26 protein-coding genes are annotated in these 22,762 nt (G+C 64.0%); 9 read left to right on the top strand and 17 right to left on the bottom strand.

Going from position 1 to position 22,762, the window contains the following annotated elements; genetic code table 11:
* Window positions 1–29 precede the first annotated feature (29 nt).
* From queA to AAC640_RS05760, 5 genes are all read right to left on the bottom strand, one after another.
* A complete protein-coding gene (gene queA / locus AAC640_RS05740) occupies window positions 30–1,058 on the bottom strand; it encodes a tRNA preQ1(34) S-adenosylmethionine ribosyltransferase-isomerase QueA (protein WP_340265140.1) in 1,029 nt (342 codons plus the stop codon).
* Window positions 1,059–1,085: 27 nt separating this feature from the next.
* The gene (locus AAC640_RS05745) at window positions 1,086–1,844 is read right to left on the bottom strand and encodes a peptidylprolyl isomerase (protein WP_340265141.1); all 759 of its coding nucleotides are present in this window, start codon (window positions 1,842–1,844) and stop codon (window positions 1,086–1,088) included.
* A 112-nt stretch (window positions 1,845–1,956) separates the two neighbouring features.
* Window positions 1,957–2,469, bottom strand: coding sequence for a pantetheine-phosphate adenylyltransferase (coaD, locus tag AAC640_RS05750; protein WP_340265142.1), 513 nt, complete (start codon window positions 2,467–2,469; stop codon window positions 1,957–1,959).
* Between the two features lie 3 nt (window positions 2,470–2,472).
* Window positions 2,473–3,369, bottom strand: coding sequence for a polyprenyl synthetase family protein (locus tag AAC640_RS05755; RefSeq protein ID WP_340265143.1), 897 nt, complete (start codon window positions 3,367–3,369; stop codon window positions 2,473–2,475).
* 23 nt (window positions 3,370–3,392) lie between these two features.
* Complete coding sequence (locus AAC640_RS05760; protein WP_340265358.1) at window positions 3,393–3,653, bottom strand: exodeoxyribonuclease VII small subunit; 261 nt, start codon at window positions 3,651–3,653, stop codon at window positions 3,393–3,395.
* A 169-nt stretch (window positions 3,654–3,822) separates the two neighbouring features.
* On the opposite strand from AAC640_RS05760, the gene AAC640_RS05765 reads away from it, so the two are divergent.
* Window positions 3,823–4,203, top strand: coding sequence for a hypothetical protein (locus AAC640_RS05765; protein ID WP_340265144.1), 381 nt, complete (start codon window positions 3,823–3,825; stop codon window positions 4,201–4,203).
* 78 nt (window positions 4,204–4,281) lie between these two features.
* Here AAC640_RS05765 and AAC640_RS05770 read toward each other — a convergent pair whose 3' ends face one another.
* A complete protein-coding gene (locus tag AAC640_RS05770) occupies window positions 4,282–4,716 on the bottom strand; it encodes a DUF805 domain-containing protein (RefSeq protein ID WP_340265145.1) in 435 nt (144 codons plus the stop codon).
* Between the two features lie 191 nt (window positions 4,717–4,907).
* Here AAC640_RS05770 and purL point away from each other — a divergent pair, with 191 nt between their 5' ends.
* Window positions 4,908–7,085, top strand: a complete 2,178-nt coding sequence (gene purL, locus AAC640_RS05775) for a phosphoribosylformylglycinamidine synthase subunit PurL (protein ID WP_340265146.1) — start codon at window positions 4,908–4,910, stop codon at window positions 7,083–7,085.
* Window positions 7,086–7,215: 130 nt separating this feature from the next.
* Here purL and AAC640_RS05780 read toward each other — a convergent pair whose 3' ends face one another.
* Entirely contained in the window at window positions 7,216–7,986 is a 771-nt protein-coding gene (locus tag AAC640_RS05780; protein ID WP_340265147.1) for a methyltransferase domain-containing protein, read from the bottom strand.
* Between the two features lie 61 nt (window positions 7,987–8,047).
* Here AAC640_RS05780 and AAC640_RS05785 point away from each other — a divergent pair, with 61 nt between their 5' ends.
* The 3 genes from AAC640_RS05785 (at window position 8,048) to bfr (ending at window position 10,156) form a co-directional block, all read left to right on the top strand.
* Complete coding sequence (locus AAC640_RS05785; protein WP_340265148.1) at window positions 8,048–9,292, top strand: DUF418 domain-containing protein; 1,245 nt, start codon at window positions 8,048–8,050, stop codon at window positions 9,290–9,292.
* A 54-nt stretch (window positions 9,293–9,346) separates the two neighbouring features.
* Entirely contained in the window at window positions 9,347–9,517 is a 171-nt protein-coding gene (locus AAC640_RS05790) for a (2Fe-2S)-binding protein (RefSeq protein WP_340265359.1), read from the top strand.
* Window positions 9,518–9,676: 159 nt separating this feature from the next.
* Entirely contained in the window at window positions 9,677–10,156 is a 480-nt protein-coding gene (bfr, locus tag AAC640_RS05795) for a bacterioferritin (protein WP_340265149.1), read from the top strand.
* Window positions 10,157–10,224: 68 nt separating this feature from the next.
* Here the strand turns inward: bfr and AAC640_RS05800 are convergent, their stop codons facing one another.
* Window positions 10,225–10,632 (bottom strand): (deoxy)nucleoside triphosphate pyrophosphohydrolase, encoded by a 408-nt coding sequence (locus tag AAC640_RS05800; RefSeq protein ID WP_340265150.1) that lies wholly within the window; start codon window positions 10,630–10,632, stop codon window positions 10,225–10,227.
* A gap of 82 nt (window positions 10,633–10,714) precedes the next feature.
* Between AAC640_RS05800 and AAC640_RS05805 the strand changes: the two genes are divergently transcribed.
* Together AAC640_RS05805 and AAC640_RS05810 are read left to right on the top strand one after the other, a co-directional pair.
* Window positions 10,715–10,900, top strand: coding sequence for a Flp family type IVb pilin (locus AAC640_RS05805; protein ID WP_340265151.1), 186 nt, complete (start codon window positions 10,715–10,717; stop codon window positions 10,898–10,900).
* Window positions 10,901–11,030: 130 nt separating this feature from the next.
* On the top strand, window positions 11,031–11,192 hold the full coding sequence (locus AAC640_RS05810) for a Flp family type IVb pilin (RefSeq protein ID WP_340265152.1): 162 nt from the start codon (window positions 11,031–11,033) through the stop codon (window positions 11,190–11,192).
* A gap of 77 nt (window positions 11,193–11,269) precedes the next feature.
* Here AAC640_RS05810 and AAC640_RS05815 read toward each other — a convergent pair whose 3' ends face one another.
* From AAC640_RS05815 to AAC640_RS05835, 5 genes are all read right to left on the bottom strand, one after another.
* A complete protein-coding gene (locus tag AAC640_RS05815; protein ID WP_340265360.1) occupies window positions 11,270–12,709 on the bottom strand; it encodes a M48 family metalloprotease in 1,440 nt (479 codons plus the stop codon).
* A gap of 105 nt (window positions 12,710–12,814) precedes the next feature.
* The gene (locus AAC640_RS05820; protein ID WP_340265153.1) at window positions 12,815–13,759 is read right to left on the bottom strand and encodes an acetyl-CoA carboxylase carboxyltransferase subunit alpha; all 945 of its coding nucleotides are present in this window, start codon (window positions 13,757–13,759) and stop codon (window positions 12,815–12,817) included.
* Between the two features lie 11 nt (window positions 13,760–13,770).
* Window positions 13,771–14,688, bottom strand: coding sequence for a tyrosine recombinase (locus AAC640_RS05825; RefSeq protein WP_340265154.1), 918 nt, complete (start codon window positions 14,686–14,688; stop codon window positions 13,771–13,773).
* Between the two features lie 3 nt (window positions 14,689–14,691).
* The gene (locus AAC640_RS05830) at window positions 14,692–16,515 is read right to left on the bottom strand and encodes a hypothetical protein (protein ID WP_340265155.1); all 1,824 of its coding nucleotides are present in this window, start codon (window positions 16,513–16,515) and stop codon (window positions 14,692–14,694) included.
* 5 nt (window positions 16,516–16,520) lie between these two features.
* Window positions 16,521–16,709, bottom strand: a complete 189-nt coding sequence (locus tag AAC640_RS05835; RefSeq protein WP_340265156.1) for a hypothetical protein — start codon at window positions 16,707–16,709, stop codon at window positions 16,521–16,523.
* Between the two features lie 81 nt (window positions 16,710–16,790).
* On the opposite strand from AAC640_RS05835, the gene AAC640_RS05840 reads away from it, so the two are divergent.
* A complete protein-coding gene (locus tag AAC640_RS05840) occupies window positions 16,791–17,339 on the top strand; it encodes a shikimate kinase (protein ID WP_340265157.1) in 549 nt (182 codons plus the stop codon).
* Entirely contained in the window at window positions 17,330–18,442 is a 1,113-nt protein-coding gene (gene aroB / locus AAC640_RS05845) for a 3-dehydroquinate synthase (protein ID WP_340265158.1), read from the top strand. Before AAC640_RS05840 ends, aroB begins: the two co-directional genes overlap by 10 nt.
* Window positions 18,443–18,597: 155 nt before the next feature.
* On the opposite strand, the gene rpmE is transcribed toward aroB, so the two are convergent.
* The 4 genes from rpmE to bamA form a co-directional block, all read right to left on the bottom strand.
* Entirely contained in the window at window positions 18,598–18,822 is a 225-nt protein-coding gene (gene rpmE, locus AAC640_RS05850; RefSeq protein ID WP_340265159.1) for a 50S ribosomal protein L31, read from the bottom strand.
* Window positions 18,823–18,943: 121 nt separating this feature from the next.
* Window positions 18,944–19,426 carry a 3-hydroxyacyl-ACP dehydratase FabZ gene (fabZ, locus tag AAC640_RS05855; protein ID WP_340265160.1) on the bottom strand — a complete coding sequence of 161 codons (483 nt, stop codon included), beginning with the start codon at window positions 19,424–19,426 and terminating at the stop codon, window positions 18,944–18,946.
* 10 nt (window positions 19,427–19,436) lie between these two features.
* Window positions 19,437–20,099 carry an OmpH/Skp family outer membrane protein gene (locus tag AAC640_RS05860; RefSeq protein ID WP_340265161.1) on the bottom strand — a complete coding sequence of 221 codons (663 nt, stop codon included), beginning with the start codon at window positions 20,097–20,099 and terminating at the stop codon, window positions 19,437–19,439.
* Window positions 20,099–22,756 (bottom strand): outer membrane protein assembly factor BamA, encoded by a 2,658-nt coding sequence (bamA, locus tag AAC640_RS05865; protein ID WP_340265361.1) that lies wholly within the window; start codon window positions 22,754–22,756, stop codon window positions 20,099–20,101. The genes AAC640_RS05860 and bamA overlap by 1 nt, the downstream gene beginning before the upstream one ends.
* Window positions 22,757–22,762 lie beyond the last annotated feature (6 nt).

The raw sequence follows: 22,762 nt of genomic DNA on the forward strand, positions 1-22,762 counted from the left end.
GGCCGGCGCCGATCGGGCCAAGCGACAATTTACGGCAGCAGAAGCGAGCTATCCCCGTAGGAATAGAAGCGATAGCCCTGATTTATCGCGTGGGCATAGGCCGCTTGCATGCGATCCCGGCCCATCAAGGCGCTTACCAGCATGAACAATGTCGATTTGGGCAGGTGGAAGTTGGTCATCAGCCCATCCACGGCGCGGAAGCGGTAGCCTGGCGTGATGAAGATGCGGGTTTCGGCGGCGAAGGGATTAATGATGCCGTCATCGTCGCAGGCGCTTTCCAGCAGACGCAGGCTGGTGGTACCCACCGCGATCAGCCGGCCGCCTTTCCGCCGCACCGCATTAAGGCGCGCGGCCGTTGCCTGGTCTATGCGTCCCCATTCGGCATGCATGCGATGGTCGTCCGTATCCTCCGCCTTGACCGGGAGGAAGGTGCCCGCGCCGACATGCAAGGTAAGCGTTTCGGACTGAATGCCGACCTGGGCGAGCCGGTCCATCAGTTCGGGGGTGAAGTGCAGCGCGGCGGTCGGGGCGGCAACGGCGCCATCCTCCCGGGCGAACATCGTTTGATAATCGCTGCGATCCCGCGCATCGGTGGGACGCCTGCTCGCGATATAGGGCGGCAAGGGCATCTGCCCTGCCCGTTCAAGCAACAGTTCGACCGGATCGTCGCCCTCGAAGAGCAGCGTCACGCCGCCATCTTCGTCCCGCGGTCCGGCAATGGCAGTGACGCCCGCGCCGAAATCTATGCGGTCACCATCGCGCACGCGCTTGGCGTTACGAAGGAAAACCTGCCATTGCCGCAGGCCCAGGCGCTTGTGCAGCGTGGCACCTACCCTGGCCTGGCCGCGCATGCCTTCCAGCTGAGCAGGAATGACCTTCGTATCGTTGAAAACCAGTACGTCGCCCGCGCGCAGCAGGTCGGGCAGGTCGCGCACGATCCGGTCCTCGATCGGCGCATCGCCCGCGACCAGCATCAATCGCGCGGCATCGCGCGGCGACACCGGCCGTAGCGCGATGCGCTCGGGGGGCAGATCGAAGTCGAATAATTCTACGCGCATGACCAGCAGCCCCTTTCGCCGGGGCTCCTATTTCCTTTTCGCGCGGGCAGCCTTTTCCGCGGGCGCTGCCGGCGCCGGCGCGACGATCGAAGGCGCGGGCGGGGTAGGCAGCGCGGTGACCGGCGGCTTGCCGTCGCTATCGATCGATGCCTGCAGGATCACTGTGGGGTTGGCGGGCGGTTCGCCGGGCGCGATCGCATCAACATATTGCATGCCTTCGATCACGCGGCCGAAGACGGTATATTTCTTGTCCAGCTGCATGCGCGGCAGCAGGACGATAAAGAACTGGCTGTTCGCGCTGTTGTCATCCTGCGCGCGCGCCATCGACACCGTGCCGCGAAGATGCGGCATGGGATTGAATTCAGCCGTCAGATCAGGAAGCGTCGACCCGCCGGTGCCGTCCCCCTTCGGATCGCCGCCCTGCGCCATGAAGCCAGGGATGACCCGGTGGAATTTGAGGCCATTGTAGAAGCCCTGACGGGTCAGTTGCTTGATCCGCTCGACATGATTGGGCGCGATGTCGGGGCGCAGCTGGATGCGCACGCGGCCGCCGCTCGACAGGTCGAGGTCCCAGATATTCTGCGGGTCCGCGGGCACAGTGGCAGGCGGCAGCTTGGCCGTCACATCGCTGCCCAGCGTCTTTACATTCTGTTCGGCGCGCGCAGAGGCTTCGGCCCTCTTCATCTCGTCGGCATTGCTGCCGCCGCCCTGCGCCAGGGCGACGCCGCCCGAGGCATAGAGCGCGAAACCGATCGCCACGGTCTTGATCGCCGAACTGAACCGCATGGATGAGCTTTCCCTAAAAACAGGCCCCAAAACCGGACGACTGGATGCCGAAGTCGCCCCTGATAGCGCTCTCTTCGCGATTGGCAACTGAACGAAGGCTGAGCGCAACGCTTTACCGGGTGCCAGCCTGGCCGAGCGCGGCGACGCGGGCCACCACGTCCTGCCGCACACGGGGGCTGACAAACTTGTCGATCGGCCCGCCATAGAGCGCGATTTCCTTCACCAGCCGGGACGCGATCGGCTGGAGCGATACGTCGGCCATCAGGAAAACGGTTTCGACGCGTCCGTTGATCTGCTGGTTCATGCCGGCCATCTGATATTCATATTCGAAATCCGCCACGGCGCGCAGCCCGCGGATGATGATGCTGGCGCCTTGCGATTCGGCAAAGTCCATGAGCAGGGAGTTGAAACCGGTGACGACGATTTCGGCATCAACGCCGGCACATTCGCGCCGCACCATCTCCAGCCGTTCCTCGTCGGAAAACATCGGCGACTTGGCGATGTTGGTGGTCACGCCAATCACCATCTTGTCCACCAGCTTGGCCCCACGGCGGATGATGTCCATATGACCGAGCGTGATCGGATCGAATGTGCCGGGATAAACCCCCACCCGTTGCCTGCTCATCCCTTACCGGTCCCTTTCCACGATATAATCCGCGATCGCCCGCAACAGATCAGCCTCCGCTCCGAACCCGTGCAGATGGGCCTTGGCCTGATCGACAAGCAATCGGCCCTGCTCCCGCGCCCTGTCCAGCCCCAGCAGCGAGACGAAGGTCTCCTTCCCCGCAGCCGCATCCTTGCCCAGCGCCTTGCCGGCGAGCGCGGCGTCGCCTTCGACATCCAGCAGGTCGTCGGCAATCTGGAAGGCAAGGCCGATATCACGTGCATAGCCATGCAAGCTCCTGCGGGCCTCGGCAGGGATGCGCGCCATGATGGCTGCGGCATCGACGCAGAAGGCGATCAGTGCCCCGGTCTTGAGCTGCTGTAGCCGGGTCACGGTGACGAGGTCGAAGCTCTGCTTTTCCGCGACCAGATCCATCATCTGCCCGCCTGCCATGCCGGCCGGCCCGCTGGCGAGGGCGAGCGCCTTCACCAGTTCGATGCGCACGAACGGGTCGGAATGCGTTTGCTCGTCGGCCAGCACCTCAAAGGCCAGGTCATGGAGGCAGTCGCCGGTCAGGACCGCCGTCGCTTCGTCAAACGCCTTGTGGATCGTCGGCTTGCCGCGGCGCATGTCATCATTGTCCATCGCCGGCAGATCATCGTGCACAAGCGAATAGACATGGATGCACTCAACCGCGAGGCCCACACGCAGGGCGGACTCCCGGGAGATGTTGAAAAGGTCGCTTGCCGCCTGGACCAGCAGGGGACGCAGCCGCTTGCCGCCGCCGATCGTGGCGTGACGCATCGCTTCGTAGAGACGACGGCGCGGATCGTCCGGCAGGGATAGCAAGACGTCAAACAACCGATCGATGTCCGCCGCCAGGGCAGCCGCGCGCGTGGCGACCAGCGCCGTGCTGGACATGTCATCCCGCATATCCGCCCCGCTCAATCCGCGCCGAACGGCTGGGCACCCGTCACTGCGCCGCCGGCATCAAGAGTGAGCTTCTGGATGCGCGCTTCGGCCGCCTGGAGCCTTTCCAGACAGCGCTTCCGCAATTCTTCGCCCTGCGCATAGAGCGAGATGGACTCATCGAGCGGCACGTCGCCGTTTTCCAGACGGCGGACAATCGATTCGAGCGCGCGCAGCGCATCTTCGAATGACAATTGGGACAGATCGCCCTGCTCGCTCTTGTGGTCCTCGGCCATGGTCATGCATTGACGCTGCCCGCCTGCCCGGTCAAGCCCGCACCGCGCGAGCGGCAGCGATTCCGCTGGTTCTGTCATGACCGCGTCATATCATCGCCCAAGAGGCTGGAGGGAAATTGTGACTTTTGCGTTGACGCTTCCGTCGGCAAATGCCCATAGGAGGATCGCTATGAAATATTATCTCCCTCTGATTTCCGTCGCCGCGCTAACCCTGCTGTCGGCCTGCAACAAAAATGACCAACCCGAAGTCGTCGGCGGTCCCGCCGATCCGATGGCGGAAAAGCTTGCAAATGCGGCTCCGGTCGAACTGCCGCCGTCGGTCAAGGAAAGCCACCAATATCGGTGCAAGGACAACAGCCTGATCTTCGTCGACTTCATGAGCGACGATAAGACGGTGAACCTTCGCACCAAAAAGGACGGTTCGCCCACGAAGCTGGTCGCCGCCGAACCGGGCAAGCCCTTCATCGCCGAGGGCTATTCGGTCGAAGGCAGCGGCGAGCAGATCACCGCCACCCTGCCTGGCAAGAGCGCGCTTAGCTGCAAGGCTTAACCGCGCTTCACCTAATCACCCCTTCATCGGGCCGGCCTCCTTTGGAGCCCGGCCCTTTTCATGTCAGTCGCGTTCATGTCAGTCGCGCCGCAGTTCAGGCTCGCCGACCTCGACCGGATCGGGGCCGAAGCGGTTCGGGCCGCGCGTGCCGCTCATGATGAAGAAGACGAGCAGGACCAGGCTGCCGACGATCGGGAAGAAAAGGATCAGCAGCCAGAAGCCACTGCGGTCGCTGTCATGCAGGCGGCGCACCGCGACCGCCAGCCAGGGAATGAGCATCGCGAGGCCGAACAGGCCGGTCAGCGGGCCGCCGCGGGTGCGGTAGCCCGTGTCGACCCACCAGGGCCCATGCCGCGCCCAATGTTCGGTGGTGCTGAGGCCAAGCAGTCCTTCGAGAATGGCGATGCCGATGAAGCAGAGCATCAGGAAGAGGATGAACATCCAATATTCCTTCGGGCGCGCGCGTCCCGAAAAGCGGGCGTAGCGGCGCAATGGCAAGAACATCCATTCCATGGACAAGACCCCTCATCAGTTCTGGTCCGGAGAAGTAGCATGGCAGCGGGGGCGCACGCCATTTCCTGTTTTTGCCGACCCGGTCAAAAGGAGCTTGCACGCGAATGGCGGGCTTCCGGCGAACCGCTGTTTTCCCGGCATCGGCGGGCTGAGGATTGTCTATCCGCCGCGCCGCCGCTAAAGGCGCGCTCATGTCGACCGCAGCCACCCAAATCACCCCGGAAACCGTCGCCGAACACGGCCTGTCGCCGGAAGAATATGACCGCGTCCTCAAGGCGCTCGGCCGGGAGCCGAATCTGACGGAACTGGGCATCTTTTCGGTCATGTGGTCGGAACATTGTTCCTACAAGTCGAGCCGCATCCACCTGAAAAAGCTGCCCACGGAAGGGCCGCAGGTCATCTGCGGCCCCGGCGAGAATGCGGGCGTCGTCGACATTGGCGACGGGCAGGCGGCGATCTTCAAGATGGAGAGCCACAACCACCCGAGCTATATCGAACCCTATCAGGGGGCGGCGACGGGCGTGGGCGGCATCCTGCGCGACGTCTTCACCATGGGCGCGCGGCCGGTCGCCAACATGAACGCGCTGCGCTTCGGTCGGCCCGACCATCCGAAGATGAAACATCTCATCAGCGGCGTGGTGCATGGCATCGGCGGCTACGGCAATTGCGTGGGCGTCCCGACCGTGGGGGGCGAAGTGAATTTCCATCCCGCCTATGACGGGAACATTCTGGTCAATGCCATGACCGTGGGGGTCGCCGACACCGACAAGATCTTCTATTCGGCTGCCAGCGGCGTCGGCAATCCGATCGTCTATGTAGGCTCAAAGACCGGGCGCGACGGCATCCATGGCGCGACCATGGCCTCTGCCGATTTCGGCGAGGACAGCGAGGAAAAGCGCCCGACCGTGCAGGTGGGCGACCCCTTCACCGAAAAGCTGCTGATCGAGGCATGCCTGGAACTCATGGCGTCGGACGCGATCGTCGCGATCCAAGACATGGGCGCGGCCGGCCTCACCTCTTCCTCGGTCGAAATGGCGTCCAAGGGAGGCGTTGGCATCCAACTGGACATGGACAAGGTGCCGCAGCGCGAAACCGGCATGACAGCCTATGAAATGATGCTGTCGGAAAGCCAGGAGCGTATGCTCATGGTGCTCGAACCCGGCAAGGAAGCATTCGCCGAAGCGATCTTCCGCAAGTGGGAACTGGATTTCGCCGTCATCGGCCATGTCACCGATACCGGCCGCATGGTGCTGGTCCACAAGGGCGAGACGGTGTGCGACATCCCGCTCGCGCCGCTGGCCGACGATGCGCCGCTCTACGACCGGCCGTCGCTTTCGCGCGAGGACTACAAGGCGTGGGCGCAGGTCGAGCCGCTGGGCGACCTGCCGCAGCGCGCGGACGTGGGCAGTGACCTGCTCAAGCTCATGGGTTCGCCCGACATCGCGAGCCGCCGCTGGATCTGGGAGCAATATGATCACATGGTCGGCGCCGATACCGTGCAGCGGCCTGGCGGCGATGCGGCGGTCGTGCGGGTGCATGGCACGCGCAAGGGCCTCGCAATCAGCACCGACTGTACGCCGCGCTATTGCTATGCCGACCCTTATGAAGGCGGCAAGCAGGCGATCGCCGAATGTTATCGCAATATCTCCGCTGTTGGCGCCACCCCGCTGGCGGTGACCAATTGCCTGAACTTCGCCAATCCGCAGCGGCCCGAGATCATGGCGCAGCTCACAGGCTGCCTGGAAGGCATGGGCGAGGCCTGCCGCGCCCTGGAATTCCCGATCGTGTCGGGCAACGTCTCGCTCTACAATGAGTCCAAAGCGACCGGCGGCGGTTCGGCGATCCTGCCAACGCCGGCGATCGGCGGCATCGGTCTGCTCAAGGACATCGACGTCATGGCGACCGTCGCCTTCAAGGCAGCGGGCGACGCGATCTGGCTGATCGGCGGCGAAGGCACGCATCTCGGCCAGTCGCTCTGGCTACGCGAGATTGCCGGCCGCGAAGCAGGCGACGCGCCCAAGGTCGACCTCGCCGTCGAACGCGCCAACGCCGAGCGCGTCCGTGCGCTGGTGACCAAGGGCAATGCGACCGCGGTGCATGACATTTCCGATGGCGGCCTGCTCGTGGCCATAACGGAGATGGCGCTGGCCGGCGGCATCGGCGTGGAACTTGACGCGACGCTCACGACCGCCAGTGCCTTTGGCGAGGATCAGGGTCGCTACGTCGTGACGACAGCGCCGGGAATCGAGATTCCAGGCGCGGTGCGGATCGGCACGGTGGGCGGAGACAAGGTGGCAGGCGTCGCGCTCGCAGACCTGCGGTCAGCGCATGAGGACTTCTTCCCCTCGCTCATGGACGCGGAGCTTTAGGGCTCCCATTGGAGGTGGGGCGCTTGTGCTTGGACGGGCGTCATCGCGCGTAGCGACTTTATGAGATGACCGGCCAGGGTCGCACAGGCCAGCGCCTCACGACGTTCCAGCCAGCGCTGTGACGATCAGGTCACGCACTCGCGCGCGTGATCCTGCCGAACAACAACTGATAGGCGTCATCGCCGCCCGCCTGATCAAAGGCCGCCATCACCCGGCGCAGATCCCTGGGCGCCAGCGGCTGGCGACCTTCGCTGGGCACGACCGCGCCGATGCCCTTGAGATGGGCAATCAGGTTTTTCGCACCGTGACAGGACAGCGCATGATCCTCATCAAAGGCAAATGCGTCCTCATGGCGGGAGAGCAGCGTACGCAACTCGGCAAGGCTTGGGTAAACCGGCACGCCCGGGGTCAGGCCGCAGGCGGCATGCGCCTGCCGCCATCGCGCGAAGCTGCCCTGCCCCATGGTCGAGAAGATCAGGCTACCGCCCGGCCGGAGCAAGCCGACGAGGCGGGCGATGCCGTCGCCCAGATTGTCGAACCACTGAAAGGCCAGGCTGGACAGGATGAGGTCGAACCATTCGCCTTCCAAGGGCGGCGCCTCTCCATCCATCGCCATAAAGGTGCCAGCGACAAAGCCTCCCTTGGCCGTGCGCGCCAGCATTTCCGGGGAAATGTCTGTGACGACCAGTTCCGCGGCAGGCCAGCGCGCCTGGATATGGCGGGTCAGCAGCCCCGTGCCGCAGCCGATTTCAAGGATGCGCTTCACCCCGCCGGGGCTTTGCCGCTGGGCAAGGTCCGCGACCAGCGCAGCGGCGGCGCGCTGCGGGCCGGCATGATCGTCATAACGATCCGCCGCCGCGCCGAAGGCGTCGCTAATCCGTTGCTTGCGCCCGCTGTTCATGGCTAGTCGCATTGGCAGAGCATGTCCCGCATTGCCAGTATCTTTGAGGAACTCAGGCCCCATGAATCCCCCCTCATCCCGCAACCCTGCCATGGACGTGCTGCGCGGCTGCGCGGTCATGGGCATTTTGTGGATGAACATCACCGCCTTCGCCCTGCCCCAGAACAGCTATTTCAACCCGATGGCAGCGGGGCCGCTGTCGATGGGGGACAGGCTGTTCTGGCTGGTGAGCTTCCTGTTTTTCGACGGCAAGATGCGAGCGCTGTTTTCGATGCTGTTCGGGGCGTCGATGCTGCTGCTGGTCGACCGCGAGGAAATGGCGGGCCGTGATGGGCGCCGAACGCATATGGTCAGGGCGGGCTGGCTTTTCCTGCTGGGCCTCGCTCACTATCTGCTGCTCTGGTCGGGCGACATATTGATGATCTATGCGCTGGTGGGGCTGGCCGCCCTGCCCTTCATGCGTCGGGAGCCGCTATCGCTCGTCAAATGGGCCTTCCTCTTCTTTCTGCTGCACTTCCTGATCTGCCTCGCCTTCATCGTCAGCCTCTATGGCTGGGCCCATGCCGCTGCCACGCCGGGCACAGCGGCGAGCGTACGGGAGGGATTTGCCAGCTTCACCGGCTCCTTCACTGATCCCCGGCATTCCATCCTGCTCGCCGAGGTCGCGACCTATCGCAGCGGATTCGGGACGATTATGCGCCATCATCTGGCCCTGTTCCCCAGCGAATGGAGTTGGGCGTTCCTGTTCACCGCGTTCGATACGCTGGGTTTCATGCTGCTGGGCATGGCCATGCTGAAGGGCGGCTTTCTGACCGGACGCTGGGAACCCGAACAGTATCGGCGCACTGCGCGGCACTGCTTCCTGATCGGCCTTCCCCCGATGATCGCGCTCGCCGCCTGGCTGATGCTGCGCGATTTCCCAGCCCTGGCGGCGCTGGCCACGATGCTGGCATGGTCTTTCCTGTTTCGCATTCCGCTGGCGGTGGGATGGGCCGCGCTGATCCTGTGGATCCAGACGCGCCATCGCGATCACCCGATGGCAAGGCGGATAGCGGCGGTAGGACGCATGGCGCTGAGCAACTATATCGCGACCAGCCTCGTCATGTGCGCGATATTCTATGGCTGGGGCCTCGGCCTATTCGGCTCGCTCCGGCCCGTGCAGCTGCCGCTGGTGATACTGTCCGCCTGGCCTGTCATGCTGCTCTGGTCGCCGGCCTGGCTGACGCGCTTCAAGATGGGACCGGTGGAATGGCTGTGGCGCAGCCTCTCTCGCGGCAAGCCGCAAAAGATTCGCAACAGCATGTAAAATACTATTGCGACCCATTATCATCTGAGTTATTCGATGGCTCAGGAGAAGGTCATGGTCGTTTGCGTGTGTAATGCCATTCGGGAAAAGGATCTGAAGGACGCGGTCCGCAGCGGCGCGCAAACGCCGTGCAGCGCTTATGCGCGTCTCGGGCGTCGGCCAAAATGCGGCCAGTGCGTTCCCTTTGCCCGCACGATCATCGCCGCCGAACGCGCGTCCGCCTGACCCCACAGCCAATAATCATGTGGGGGACATAACCGCACCCCGATCAAAACATCGTCGCCGCCGGCCACATCATGGCCCAATTGCTGGGTTTTTCCATTAACAAAATGACGGTCCCATGCCTATAATCCGGCTTCTTCCCGACAGCCGGAGTATGGAACGATGAAGGGCGATGCCAAGGTCATCGACTATCTGAATGAGGTCCTCAAGAATGAGCTGACCGCCATTAACCAGTATTTCCTGCACTACAGGATGCTGGACCATTGGGGCGTCGAGAAGCTGGCCAAGTTCGAATATGAGGAATCCATCGACGAGATGAAGCACGCCGACAAGCTGGCGGAGCGCATCCTCTTTCTCGACGGTCTGCCCAATTTCCAGCTGCTTGGCCGGCTCAAGATCGGCGAAACCGTCGAAGAGGTGCTAAAGGCCGATCTGGAGCTGGAATATGAGGCGCTGCCTGTCCTGAAAGATGCGATTGCCCATTGCGAATCGGTGCGCGACTTCGTGAGCCGCGACCTGTTCCAGTCGATCCTCGAAAGCGAGGAAGAGCATATCGACACGCTGGAAACGCAGTTCGAGATGGTCGAGCGCATGGGCATCCAGAATTACGTCCAGCTGCAAAGCAAGGCAGCCGAAGACTAAATAGCCAGGCGCGGGGCGACACATCCGGCGGATCGCCCCGCCCATGTCATCCGCGCGCCAGCCACCCTTCAGATCAGGGAATCAAGCAGTCCGATCAGCGGCAGGTCCGCCGGCGGCATATCGAGCGCATACATCTGCGCCGGGCGCGCCCATTGCAACGCGGTCGCGTGGCGCGCTTCGGGCATGCCCTGCCATTTGCGGCAGACATAAAGCAGCAGCAACAGATGCCGGTCGCCCAGCGCTTCGCTGGCGAAAGAGGCGGGCGCGAGGCAACTGGCATGGGTGCGGATCCCCAGTTCTTCCTCCAGTTCGCGGATCAGTGCCCCTTCCGGCGTTTCATTCACCTCCACCTTGCCACCGGGAAATTCCCACAGGCCGGCCATGGCCGTGCCGGGCGGACGCTGCTGCAGAAGCACGCGGCCATCGGCATCGACCAGCGCGGCGGCCACGACCAGCAGGGGAAAATTTGTCGTCATATCGGTCCGGTCACAAGGGGTTTGTTAACTCTGGCTCTTTTACAAGGTCATCAGGGACTGTCTGCAACAAACAGGATGTGGCATGCGCGCGATGATCGAAATGCTTGCCCGATCGGGGCTGGTGCGGTGCGAGCGTGGCGCCACGGCAATCGAATATGGCCTCATCCTTGCGCTCGTCTGCCTAGCGATGATCACAGCGCTTTCCAATGTCGCGAACAAGACCACGGGCATGTGGAACAACGTCTCCACACAAGTTCTCGCGCATTAACCATCAATAATTGACACCTGTGTGCGCCATTAAAACTTTTTCAACCTGATCCATCTAAACCGATCAATGCTGACCTATTCTAGCGGGGCGGCCGGGTAGTTTAACGGGAATGTAGTCAAGGAGACCAGACATGCAGTTCATGCGTAAGATGCTGAAGAACGAAAAGGGCGCGACCGCCATCGAATACGGCCTGATCGCGGCCCTGATCGCCGTCGCCGCCATCGGCGCGATGACCAGCCTGGGCGGTAAGCTCGGCAACACCTTCAACAATGTTTCGGGCAACCTGAAGTAAGCTCGACGCCATTGCGAAACAAAAGGCGGCGGAAGCAATTCCGCCGCCTTTTTCGTGCGTGGAGTTCGCGGTAGATGTCAAATGATGATCTTCACCCGCTGGCCGGGGCGCAAGACGCTTTGAGCGCTCAGCGCATTGATCGTCAGGAACCGGTCCAACTGATAATCGGGATAGGCCATATGCCGGCTGAGCGACTGAACCGTGTCGCCCGGCTTCACCGTTATGACGCTGACGCGGCGCGGCTTGATGGAGGCGGCCTCCTGCGCCGACAGGCGCTCGACAGACTGCACCATCGGGGCGAAGGGGCCGATCCCCTGCCCTGCCGCCGTCAGCAGCAGGAAATGATAGACCTTCCCGCCACCGAAATCATAGGCAAAGACGGTCGCATCGACCTGGCTCGATTGGGTGCTGGCGCGAATCGTTCGCCAGGCGGCGGGTAATCCATTGACGGTCGTGCGGCGCACCTCGCCCGCCGGCACGCTGCCGCCACCCCCCAGCTTGGCGAAGACCGTATCGATATAGCCCGCCAGATCACCAGAATAGGCGCCGCCGCTGAATTGCGCCTGGCCGCCCGACCCCGTCACCGACACGCTACTGGCGGCATTTTCCATGCCGAAGCCGGACGGCGCCGTGAAGGCGATACGAAGCTCCGGGTGGCGGAAGCGGGTGCCTTCGATGACGCCCTGCTTAGGATCATCACCATAAAGAACGCCATCCAGCGCGGTCAGGAAAGCGTCCCGGTTGCGTGTCGTCGCGGTCGATCCGGTCGCCGCGGCGTTACGGGCTGCCCGGCTCACGCGGGAGCCGGGATCAGGATGCGTGCTGGCCCATTCCGGAACCGACCGCGCCGTGCCGCTGGTTCGGGCATCAAGGTTGGACTGCGCCGCCAGCGAAGCGAGCATGGTGGACAACGCCCGTGGATCATAGCCGGCCGACGCGAGGTAGCGGATGCCCAGATCATCCGCCTCATATTCCTGGGTGCGCGAGAATTTGAGCGTCAGGAGTTGGCTGCCGGTGCCAATCCCCTTCTGCAACAGCCCGCCTATGGCCGAATCGCCCAGCAGCGCTCCGGTGAGCACCTGCAGCAACGTGCCGCCGATGGCGTTGCGTTGCGCGGCCTGTTGCCGCCGCTGGCCATGTCGGGCCGCGACGTGGCCAACCTCGTGCCCCAGCACGCCGGCCAGTTCCGCCTCGTCATTCATCAGCGCCATCAGCTGGCGCGTCACATAGACATAGCCGCCGGGGATCGCGAAGGCGTTGTTGACCGGGGAGTTCAGCAGGGTGACCGTGAAGTCCCCTTGCGCGTTGGAAAGGCCGGACTGGACCGCGATGCGCCGTCCCACCGTTTCCACATAGCGTCCCTGAGGCCCGGCATAAGCGCCGCCAAACTCCTCCAGCAGCTGCGGATGCTGCTTCGCGCCGCTCGCTTTGTCCTGAGCGCTGATGGATGAGGCGGTGCGGACAGCTGGCTGCTGGCCGATGACCGATGGCGCAGCGAAAGCCAGCGCCAGGCCCATGCCGGCAGCGCCCAGTATATATGTCCGATTCACGCTACCTCCCTCGCCCACTCCTTACCGAGACGTAACGAGTAGCCCGAAGTCCTGTTCCCAGAAAGGAAAGCGTCAGGCGCCGATCGCCAGGAACTTATCAGCACGGTCCGTACGAAGCTCCTGCGGACTCATGCCGGCAAGCGCATCCAGCTCCTCACCGATCGCGGCGCCCAGGTTGGCGATCGCCTGTACGGGCTCGCGATGCGCGCCGCCAACCGGCTCCGGCACGATGCGGTCGATGACGCCCAGCGCCTTCAGATGCTGCGCGGTGACCTGCATGGCCGTGGCGGCATCGCTCGCCCGGTCGCCGGTGCGCCAGAGGATGGAGGCGCAGCCTTCCGGCGAGATCACCGAATAAACGGCATGTTCGAACATCAGCACGCGATTGGCGGCGGCCAGCGCGACCGCGCCACCCGAGCCACCCTCGCCGACCACGGCCGCGACCATTGGCACGCCGAGCGCCAGGCACTGTTCGGTCGATCGGGCGATGGCTTCGGCTTGGCCGCGCTCTTCCGCCTGCACCCCCGGGAAAGCCCCCGAGGTATCGACCAGCGTCACCACCGGCAGGCCGAACCGGTCGGCCAGCTGCATGAGACGGATCGCCTTGCGATAGCCTTCCGGCTTGGCCATCCCGAAATTGTGGCGCACGCGGCTGGCGGTATCATCACCCTTTTCATGGCCGATAACGATCAGGCGCCGTTCGTCCAGCGTCGCGAAACCGCCCAGGATCGCCTGATCGTCGGCAAAGGCACGATCGCCCGCCAGCGGCATGAAATTGTCGAACATGCCCGCGACATAATCCTTGAAATGCGGGCGGTCCGGATGGCGGGCGACCTGCGTCTTCTGCCACGGCGAGAGCTTGGCATAGCTGTCCACAAGCATCCTGGCCGCGCGCTGTTCGAGCTTGTCGATCTCGCCGCTGATGTCGATATCGCCGGCACTGGCCGTAGCGCGCAGTTCGATGACGCGCGCCTCCAGTTCGGCGATGGGCTTTTCAAATTCCAGAAAGCTAACCATGGCCGACGGCGTTAGGGCGATGATGCCCCGTCGTCAACGAGGCGTTGGCTCATGGTCGCAAGAGGATGGCGGCTGTTGACCAGTTCCACCAGGCGACGGCTGTCGACATGGGTGTAGATCTGGGTCGTGCCGATATCCGCATGGCCCAGCATGGACTGGAGCGCGCGCAGATCGGCGCCGCCTTCCAGCAAATGGGTGGCGAAGGCGTGGCGCAGCACATGGGGGCTGACCCGCTGCGGCGCGATGCCGGCAGCGGCGGCGAGCGCCTTGACCATCTGATAAAGACGAATGCGGCTCAAATGGCTTTTGCCCGAAGGGAACAGCCAGGGGCTATCCGCAGGGACATGGGCGAGCCATGCGGACACTGCCGCCCGCGCGCGATCGGAAATCGGCACCAGCCGCTCCCGCGCGCCCTTGCCCTTGAGGATCAGGAAGGGACGATCAGCAGACAGCGCGCGTCGAGGCAGGGAGACCAGCTCGGTTGCGCGCAGTCCTGACCCATAGAGGAGTTCGATAAGCGCGGAAAGCCGCAGGTCGAGAGGCGCGGGATACGCGACCGCAAGCTTCGAATCGATAAGGGCGAAAAGCGAATCGACTTCCGCCGTCGACAGAATTTTCGGCAATGATCGCCGCGTCGCCGGGCGAGGCAAGGCGCTTGAGGGATCGTCAATGCGCAGTCCCTCTTCCGCCAGAAAGCCGTAGAAGGCGCGAAGGGCAGATGCTTTCCGCGCCACCGAAGAGGCTGAAAGTGTCGCCCAGGCGTCCGACAGCGTTCCCACGGCGGTCTTGGAAGCGGCGGACAAGCCACCCATCGCCTCGGCCGCGCCCACAAGGTCCGCGCGATAGGCAAGCAAGGTGTTGCGCGACGCGCCCCGTTCTGCCGCCATCATTTCAAGAAAGCGGTCAATGAGGGCGCGATCTTCTCCCACGCGTCAGATCCGCGTGATCGCCTCTGCCGCGATCATCCGCGCTTCGGGATCGAGCCCGACACGGTGGAGCGCCGCGACGATGTGGTAGAGATGCGCCGGCGGCAGCCGTTGCCAATCCGCCGTCTGCATACCCACCGCCGCCAGCAGCGCGACGGTCGCCTTTTCGCCACGGGCGGCCGCCTGGCTGATGGCACGGGCCCAGCGGCTGTTGGTAGCGAGGTTCAGGCCTTTGTCCTGCGCGAGTGACGCGATGTCCTGCCCATTGAGCCGGGCAAGGCCGGCAAGGGCGGCCAGGAGCATCTGCCCCTTGGGCGCGCCGGCACCTTCGATATAGGAGGCCACGCTTCCCTTGCTGATCTCGACCACGGGGCTCGGCGCCCCAACCGCCAGGAGCGCCCACATATCCCCGGCGCCATCACCCTCCGCCTGCCGCGCGATGCCGCTCCAGCGCGCGGCGCTGCGGTCATAGCCTGCCGTCAGCATCGACGCGACGAGATTGGCGGCGTCCCGCGCATCCACCGGCTCGGGCGGCAGGGCGGCGGCCGCACGCGCGGTCGCGAGCAGCCCCACATAATCGGGGCGGCTGTTGTCGTGCCAAAGCGTATGCATCGCCTCGACACGGTCTGCGGCGGCTGCGCCGCTATGAGCGGTCCGCAGAGCGTCGAGCCGGTCGGCCACCTCATCAGGCAGATCGCCATCGGCGCTAAGCTGGCTGTAGAAGCCGACGAGCGCGCTGCTGGAAAAAACGCCCAAGCGAGCCGCCGCTTCGGCGCCCGGCAGTCGGCGCAGGGCGCTGAGCGCCGGGGCCCGCGCCTCCCAAGCCCGCACATGCGGGCCAACGGTAGCGTACAGCGCATCAGGGATAGGCACATTGAGCGCCGTTGCGAGACCGAATCGCCAGGCCGTCAGATGATCGACCGCATCCCACTCGATCTTGACCGATCGACGCGCGTTGAACCCGGTGCCGACGACCTTTTCCGCAAGCTTGTAGTCGATGCCGCGCACCGCCCCGCGCCGCTGCGCCTGGTTGAGCGCGCCGCTGGCCGATCCCTGGTCGCCTGACAGCGCCGGGCAGATCGCACGGGTCATGTCCCAGCCGGGCTCCTTGCTGGTCCGCAGCGCGCCGGCCGAAAGCGGGCACAGGCCGGCAGGGTCGGCGGTCGCCAGATAGGTCTGCATCGCGACGGCATAGAGGCGCGGGGTGAACTGGTCGGAATCGACGCTCTGAACCAGCAGCCGCGCGCTGTCCGCTTCCCCCATGCGCAGCAGCAGCCAGGCGCGTTCGGCGACCCAGTCGGCGCCGTTGATGCCGCGCGGCGTATCGGTTGCCGACAGCAGCGCGCGCCGCAGCAGGATCGACGCCCAGCGCGAGGTGATCGGCGCGCGCGTCTCCTTCATCAGCGTGGCGAGGAAGGGACCAAGTTGCGCTCCGAAGGCATTGGGAGCGAAGCCCAACTGGTCGGGCGTCAGCGGTCCGACCCGATCGAGGGAGCGATGCGCGCCCTCCGGCAGGTCATATTTGGCCTTCTGCGCTGCAAGGCCCTCTTCGGAAAGCTGCGCTTCGGCCGCGGTTGCGGTGCCATTGTCCGAAAGTGCCGCGTCGGGCGACGGCGAGGAAGGAAGGGGCTGGACCATCGGTGCGGGCGCAGCCGATCCAGCGGGCGCCTTGCCGGGCTGTGGCGCCGAAGAGGGGGGCTGGCTCGCCGGAGTCTCACCGAAGCCGGGGGGCAACAGGGACTCAGGCGTCTCCTGCGCGACCACGGGCAGCGCAAGCGCCAGAGCGAGCGTCCCAAGCGCCCACTTCGCATTCACCCGGCTTTGGCGCATCGTGCCTATTTGCCCAGCTTGTCCGCGGGAATTACTCTTTCCACACGCTGTTGCGGACGCTCCCCGCCGCGCGACCACAGCAGAGCGAACAGCCCCACCAGAAGCGCGATGAGGATGATGGGGATGATGGGCAGGCGCTTGCCGCGACGGCGCGAACTGCTGTCGAAGGTGCTGAAGGAACGATTGCTTCTCATGGATCCTTGTGCGGCCGAGCCGGAAGTTGAGGAAAGTTGCGATTTGCCTCCGAGACGCGGGAATGTATAGCCCCCCTCGTCATGCAGCGAAACAGCAAATCCATGGCCGATCATCGGAAGCGCGGACCCATCGTCCTGATCGGCATGATGGGGGTGGGCAAATCGACCGTGGGCCGCCGCCTCGCCGCGCGGCTGGGCCTCACCTTCGTCGATGCCGACGAGGAGATCGAGAAGGCTGCGGGCATGACCATCACCGAAATGTTCGAACGCTATGGCGAAGCCTATTTCCGCGATGGCGAGCGGCGCGTGATCGCCCGGCTGCTGGACGGGGAGCCCAAGGTGATCGCGACCGGCGGCGGCGCCTTCATGCAGGATGAGACGCGCACGCTGATCCTGGAGCATGCGACCGCCATCTGGCTCGACGCGGACATTGATATATTGGTCGACCGGGTGTCGCGCCGGGAAGGACGGCCGCTGCTCAAGGGCAAGGACCCGCGCGAGGTGCTGACCCGGCTGGCCGCCCAGCGCAACCCGGTCTACGCACTCGCCCCCATTCACGTGAAAAGCATCGCCGCGCCGCACGATGTGGCGGTCGACCGCATCCTGGAGCAACTTGTCGCATGGCAATAGTCCGCGTCGCGCTGGATGCGCGCAGCTATGATATCGTGATCGAACAGGGCGCGCTCGACCGGGCGGCGGACCATCTGTCCGGCTATGCTCGCAAGGGGCGGCTGGTGGTGGTGACCGACACCCATGTCGCAAGCGCACAGCTGCCGCGGCTGGAGGCAAGCCTGCGGTCCGGGGGCATCGCCATCGACCCGATCATCCTGCCGGCCGGCGAGCAAACCAAGAGCTGGCGGCATCTGGAAAATTTGCTGGACCAGTTGCTGGCGATGGAGGTCGAGCGCGGCGACCATATTGTGGCGCTGGGCGGCGGGGTGATCGGCGATCTGGTTGGCTTTGCCGCATCGATCCTCAAGCGCGGTTGCCATTTCATCCAGGTGCCGACGACCCTGCTGGCCCAGGTGGACAGTTCGGTCGGCGGCAAGACCGCCATCAACGCCAGTGCGGGCAAGAATCTGATCGGCAGCTTTTATCAGCCGAGCCTGGTCCTGATCGACCCCTCGACGCTGGATACGCTGCCGGCGCGGGAGACGCGCGCGGGCTATGCGGAAGTCGTCAAATATGGATTGATCGACGATCCCGACTTCTTCGCCTGGTGCGAGCGCGACGGTCATAAGCTGTTGGAGGGCGACGCGAAGGCGCGTGAATTCGCGATCGAGCGCAGCGTCCGCGCCAAGGCGGCGATCGTCGCAGATGACGAGCGCGAGACGACCGGACGACGCGCCCTGCTGAACCTCGGTCATACCTACGGCCATGCGCTGGAGGCCGATACCGGCTTTTCCGACATCCTGCTCCATGGCGAGGCCGTGGCGGCGGGCATGGCCCTTGCTTTCCGCTATTCGGCTCGGCTGGGACTGTGCCCGGCCGAGGATGCCGAACGGGTGACGGCGCATCTGAACGCAGCGGGACTGCCGCATGATCTGGGGAGCGCTGATGTGAAGGCTGACGGCGCCACGCTGGTCGCGCACATGCTGCACGACAAGAAGATGGCAGGTGGCACCCTGCCCTTCCTGCTGGCGCGCGGCATCGGGCAGACATTCCTGTCAAAGGACGTCGTGCTGGATGATGTCGCGGCGTTTTTGAATGAGGATCGCGCCGCAGCCGGTTGAGAGGGAGACCTCTGACCTGACGCTTCGCCTGCATCCGTTGCGCTGGGATGACGATCAAGTTCAGGGCCTGCTATTGCGCATTCCTGTTCTCCGCCGCACAAACAAAAAGGGCGCCTTGTCGAGGCGCCCTTTCGGTCTCAGCAATGCCGAAGCAATTACTTCTTCAGCGTCAAGCCGCCGAAACGCTTGTTGAAGCGTGCCACCTGGCCGCCCTGTTCCAGCTGGCGAGTGCCGCCGGTCCAGGCAGGGTGCGACTTGGGGTCGATGTCGAGCGCCATCGTGTCGCCTTCCTTGCCCCAGGTCGAGCGGGTGCGGAAGGTGGTGCCGTCGGTCATCTGGACGGTGATGAAGTGGTAATCGGGGTGCGTATCGGCCTTCATGAGTCTGCTCCGGTAATGGCCGGTTTCCGACCGGCCGTGGATGCGAATATCTGCGAAGGCGCGCGGTTACATGGGTTCGCAGGCGATTGCAAGGGGGAAGGCCCCGACCTTCCCCGCTGCATCAATCGACCGGCGGATCTGCGATCATCGCGACAAATTGGGCCTCTGCGCACAATTTGCCGTCGACCATCGCCTTGCCGGTGAACTTGCAGACCCGTCCGCGAATTTGCACCAGTTCCACATGCAGGTCGACCAGACAGCCCGGTTCCACGGGATTGCGGAACTTGGCGCCGTCGATGCTCATGAAGTAGACGAGCTTGCCAGACCCTCGCAGGTTCATCGTCTCGACCGTCAGCACACCGGCAGCCTGCGCCAGCGCTTCGACGATAAGCACACCCGGCATGATCGGCCGACCGGGGAAATGCCCCTGGAAGAAGCTCTCATTGATCGACACGGCCTTGACCGCGTGGATCGTCTCGTTGGGAACGAGCGAGACCACGCGGTCGACGAGCAGCATCGGATAGCGGTGCGGCAGGGCCGCCATGACCCCACGGATATCCATGGGTCCCATGGCGGCGGGTGCCGCGTCGACTTCACCCGTCATAGGCGTGCGATCAGCGCGAAGTCGGCTGTTGCGACGGGTTGGCAGGCGCCGCGGCGGCCGGCATCGGAGCCTCGCCGCGGTTGGCGCCAGGCTGCCATCCGGCCGGCGGGATGATGCCAACGCTGGGCACCAGCGTGTTGAGTTCCGTCACGACCTGCTGCGTGATGTCGACCGTCGGCTGGTAAGACACGGTGGCGTCGGGGGCCAGGATCAGGTCGACCTTCGCCTTGGTCATCGCGGACTTGAGCGCGTCCGAAAGCTTGGCCGAAATCTGCTCCTCGACATAGGCATTGGCGAGCGCGATCGGTTGGCCCATACGCTGCAATTCGGCCTGACCGTTCTGCCCGGCCTTCTGATAGGCTTCATACTGCGCCTGGATCGCGGGCGTCGGCTTGTTACCGGCCGCCTTCATCGCGGCTTCGAGCGCGGTGCCCTTGGCCTTGAGATCCGCATCGATGGCATTCTTGCGCGTGGTGAAGCTGTCGATCTGCGCTTTGTAGGTCGTCTGGATCTGGCTACGCGCGGTGCTGTAGGCCGAGCTGGTCGCGACGGCGCGCTGCAAGTCGACGACGGCGATCCCAGCCTTAGACTGGGCGGCGGCCGGCACGCTGGAAAGCGCGATGGCTGTCATGGGCGCCAGAGCCAGCGCTGCGGCCTTAAAAATCATCCTCATTAGAATTGTGTCCCTACGTTAAAGCTGATGAGCTGAGTGTCGTCCCCTGGTTCCTTGAGCAGGGCCTTGGCGATGTCGATGCGGAACGGCCCGAAGGGCGAGTTCCAGTTGACGCCAAAGCCCACGGACACGCGCGGCTTGAGCGTGTCGCCTAGATATTCTTCCACAAAGCCACTGCTGACCGTGTCGTAACCCGACGGGCAAACGGGCGCAGCGGGCGTCCCACTGGCGTTCGTCCGGGGCGCGGCGGTGTTCGTGCTGGAGGTACAGAAGCCCGGGAAGCCCACTGCGCCGCCGATCAGCGAGGGATTTTTCAGCCCGCCCACGGCGCCAGCGTCGACAAACACGGACGGGCGCAAGCCCATCTCCCGCGCGCCGGAGCCCAGCGGAATTTCCATCTCCGCATGGGCGAGATAATAGATGCGGCCGCCCAAGGCGTCGTCGGTCCGATTGTTGCTGCCGGTGCCGAGTGTGCCGGCAAATAGCGGGTTGCCAGCCGCATCGGTTCCGTTGGGTGTCGTGGTGTAATAGCGACGGACCACTCGAGGGCCGACACCGCGGATATCGAAGCCACGAATTTGCGGATTGCCCAGGAAGAAGCGGTCGGTCAGCCTGATCTTGTCGACCGGAGTGCCCGCATCATCGGTCCGCTCACCCTCCAGCGAGTGAATATAGCCGCCTTCTCCCGACAGCGAGAAAATGAAGCCGCCGCCCACCGGCCAATATTTGGCCCCGTTAAGACGCGTACGGATATATTTGACGCTGCCGCCCAGGCCCGCGAAATCCTGGCTGAGGACCACGTTGTTACCGCGCGTCGGGCGGATGCGGTTGTCGCGATTGTCGTAGATCAGTGAATAGCCGATCGAGGACGTCGTCCGCTTGCCGATAGCGTCGCAAAGATAGCGGCCCGCCAGAATGGGGTCACAGACGCCATTGGTGTAATAGGTGTTCTTGTCCAGCGTCACATTGTCCAGGTTGAGACTGTAACGCAGCGCCAGCGACATATATTCGGTGATCGGCACGCCGGCGCGGATCTGGAACCCGGTCGTCGCCTGCTTGTAAGTCGTGTCGCGGTCGTTATTGTTGAGATAGCGGAAGCTGTTCAGGTCGCGGCGATAGATGTCGCCGCCCAGCGCGATATTCTTGTCCATGAAATAGGGTTCGGTAAAGCCCAGCTCGACGGATTTGGAATAGCTGGAATAATTGACGCTCGCCCGCAATTCCTGGCCCTTGCCGCGGAAGTTGCGTTGGGTGATGGAGGCCGAGACGATGAAGCGTTCAAGGCTGGAGAAGCCGGCCGAAAGCGACAACTCGCCGGTCGACTTTTCCTGGACATTGGTTTCCAGCACGATCCGGTCGGGCGCCGAACCCGGCTTCTGTTCGATGTCGAGCTTTTCCTGGAAGAAGCCGAGCGAATTGATGCGGTCCTTCGACCGCTTGACGAGGAAGCTGTTGAAGGCGTCGCCTTCCGCCAGGCGGAACTCGCGGCGAACCACCTTGTCCTGGGTCAGCGTATTGCCGTTGATGTCGACGCGTTCGACATAGACGCGGGGCGCATTGCCGATGCGGAAATTGATCCCCATCGTCAAACTGTCCTTGTCGCGGTTGAAGTCCGGCTGGACGTCCGCAAAGGCATAGCCGAACAGGCCCGCGGTCTCGCTCAACGTGTCGACCGTATCCTCGACCTTCTTGGCGTTGTACCAGTCGCCTTTCTTCATCGGCAGCGTCTTGGTGAGCGCGGCGCCCGACAGGTCGCGAATGTCCGATTCGACCTTTACGTCGCCGAATTTGTAGCGCTTCCCTTCTTCCACCACATAGGTGATGATGAAGTCCTGCTTGTCCGGCGTCAGTTCCGCGACTGCCGAAATCACCCGGAAATCGGCATAGCCTTCGGTCAGGTAGAATTGCCGTAGCTTCTGCTGGTCATAGGCGAGGCGATCGGGATCGTAGCTGGTCCCTGAAGAAAAGATGCGGAACCAGCGCGACTGCTTGGTCACCATCTGGCTACGCAGTTCACTGTCGCTGAATTTGTCATTGCCGATGACGTTGATCTGGCGGACCTTGGACTTGGGCCCTTCGGTGATTTCGAAGACAATGTCGACGCGGTTCTGGTCGAGTTGCACCATCTTGGGCTCGACCGTGGCGGCGAAGCGGCCCTGCCGGCGATAGAGTTCGATAATGCGGGCGACGTCCGCACGAACCTTCGAGCGGGTATAGATCTGGCGCGGAGCGAGCTTGATCTCCGGCCGGATCTTCTCTTCCTTCAGCCGCTTGTTGCCTTCCAGCACGATGCGGTTGATGACCGGATTTTCCTTCACCTCGATGGTGAGGGCGCCATTATCGTTGCGGATCTGGACGTCGGCGAACAGTTCGGTTTCGTAAAGGTCGCGCAGGGCCTGGTCGAGCGATTCCTGGGTGAAGGCCTGGCCGGTGCGCAGCTTCGTATAGGACAGTACCGTATCGGGTTCGAGCCGCTGCTGGCCCGCGACCGCGATGCTGCGGACAATGCCGGCGGCAGGCGCCACGGCGGGGACCACCGGCGCAGCGGCAGGCGCAGGCGCGTCCTGCGCCGCCGCCGGCACAGCCGACATGCCAGCGATCATGGTCGTCGCCAAAAGGGCCGCGACAACCGGGCGCTGTCTGTTGCTGCTCATCATCGCTGT

The organism is Sphingobium mellinum (assembly GCF_037860795.1).
GTDB classification, from domain to species: domain Bacteria; phylum Pseudomonadota; class Alphaproteobacteria; order Sphingomonadales; family Sphingomonadaceae; genus Sphingobium; species Sphingobium mellinum.

Coding starts and splice junctions, on each gene's coding strand:
- queA (WP_340265140.1), bottom strand. CDS start 1,058: ATGCGCGTAGAATTATTCGACTTCGATCTGCCCCCCGAGCGCATCGCG.
- AAC640_RS05745 (WP_340265141.1), bottom strand. CDS start 1,844: ATGCGGTTCAGTTCGGCGATCAAGACCGTGGCGATCGGTTTCGCGCTC.
- coaD (WP_340265142.1), bottom strand. CDS start 2,469: ATGAGCAGGCAACGGGTGGGGGTTTATCCCGGCACATTCGATCCGATC.
- AAC640_RS05755 (WP_340265143.1), bottom strand. CDS start 3,369: ATGTCCAGCACGGCGCTGGTCGCCACGCGCGCGGCTGCCCTGGCGGCG.
- AAC640_RS05760 (WP_340265358.1), bottom strand. CDS start 3,653: ATGGCCGAGGACCACAAGAGCGAGCAGGGCGATCTGTCCCAATTGTCA.
- AAC640_RS05765 (WP_340265144.1), top strand. CDS start 3,823: ATGAAATATTATCTCCCTCTGATTTCCGTCGCCGCGCTAACCCTGCTG.
- AAC640_RS05770 (WP_340265145.1), bottom strand. CDS start 4,716: ATGGAATGGATGTTCTTGCCATTGCGCCGCTACGCCCGCTTTTCGGGA.
- purL (WP_340265146.1), top strand. CDS start 4,908: ATGTCGACCGCAGCCACCCAAATCACCCCGGAAACCGTCGCCGAACAC.
- AAC640_RS05780 (WP_340265147.1), bottom strand. CDS start 7,986: ATGAACAGCGGGCGCAAGCAACGGATTAGCGACGCCTTCGGCGCGGCG.
- AAC640_RS05785 (WP_340265148.1), top strand. CDS start 8,048: ATGAATCCCCCCTCATCCCGCAACCCTGCCATGGACGTGCTGCGCGGC.
- AAC640_RS05790 (WP_340265359.1), top strand. CDS start 9,347: ATGGTCGTTTGCGTGTGTAATGCCATTCGGGAAAAGGATCTGAAGGAC.
- bfr (WP_340265149.1), top strand. CDS start 9,677: ATGAAGGGCGATGCCAAGGTCATCGACTATCTGAATGAGGTCCTCAAG.
- AAC640_RS05800 (WP_340265150.1), bottom strand. CDS start 10,632: ATGACGACAAATTTTCCCCTGCTGGTCGTGGCCGCCGCGCTGGTCGAT.
- AAC640_RS05805 (WP_340265151.1), top strand. CDS start 10,715: ATGCGCGCGATGATCGAAATGCTTGCCCGATCGGGGCTGGTGCGGTGC.
- AAC640_RS05810 (WP_340265152.1), top strand. CDS start 11,031: ATGCAGTTCATGCGTAAGATGCTGAAGAACGAAAAGGGCGCGACCGCC.
- AAC640_RS05815 (WP_340265360.1), bottom strand. CDS start 12,709: ATGGGCCTGGCGCTGGCTTTCGCTGCGCCATCGGTCATCGGCCAGCAG.
- AAC640_RS05820 (WP_340265153.1), bottom strand. CDS start 13,759: ATGGTTAGCTTTCTGGAATTTGAAAAGCCCATCGCCGAACTGGAGGCG.
- AAC640_RS05830 (WP_340265155.1), bottom strand. CDS start 16,515: ATGCGCCAAAGCCGGGTGAATGCGAAGTGGGCGCTTGGGACGCTCGCT.
- AAC640_RS05835 (WP_340265156.1), bottom strand. CDS start 16,709: ATGAGAAGCAATCGTTCCTTCAGCACCTTCGACAGCAGTTCGCGCCGT.
- AAC640_RS05840 (WP_340265157.1), top strand. CDS start 16,791: ATGCAGCGAAACAGCAAATCCATGGCCGATCATCGGAAGCGCGGACCC.
- aroB (WP_340265158.1), top strand. CDS start 17,330: ATGGCAATAGTCCGCGTCGCGCTGGATGCGCGCAGCTATGATATCGTG.
- rpmE (WP_340265159.1), bottom strand. CDS start 18,822: ATGAAGGCCGATACGCACCCCGATTACCACTTCATCACCGTCCAGATG.
- fabZ (WP_340265160.1), bottom strand. CDS start 19,426: ATGACGGGTGAAGTCGACGCGGCACCCGCCGCCATGGGACCCATGGAT.
- AAC640_RS05860 (WP_340265161.1), bottom strand. CDS start 20,099: ATGAGGATGATTTTTAAGGCCGCAGCGCTGGCTCTGGCGCCCATGACA.
- bamA (WP_340265361.1), bottom strand. CDS start 22,756: ATGATGAGCAGCAACAGACAGCGCCCGGTTGTCGCGGCCCTTTTGGCG.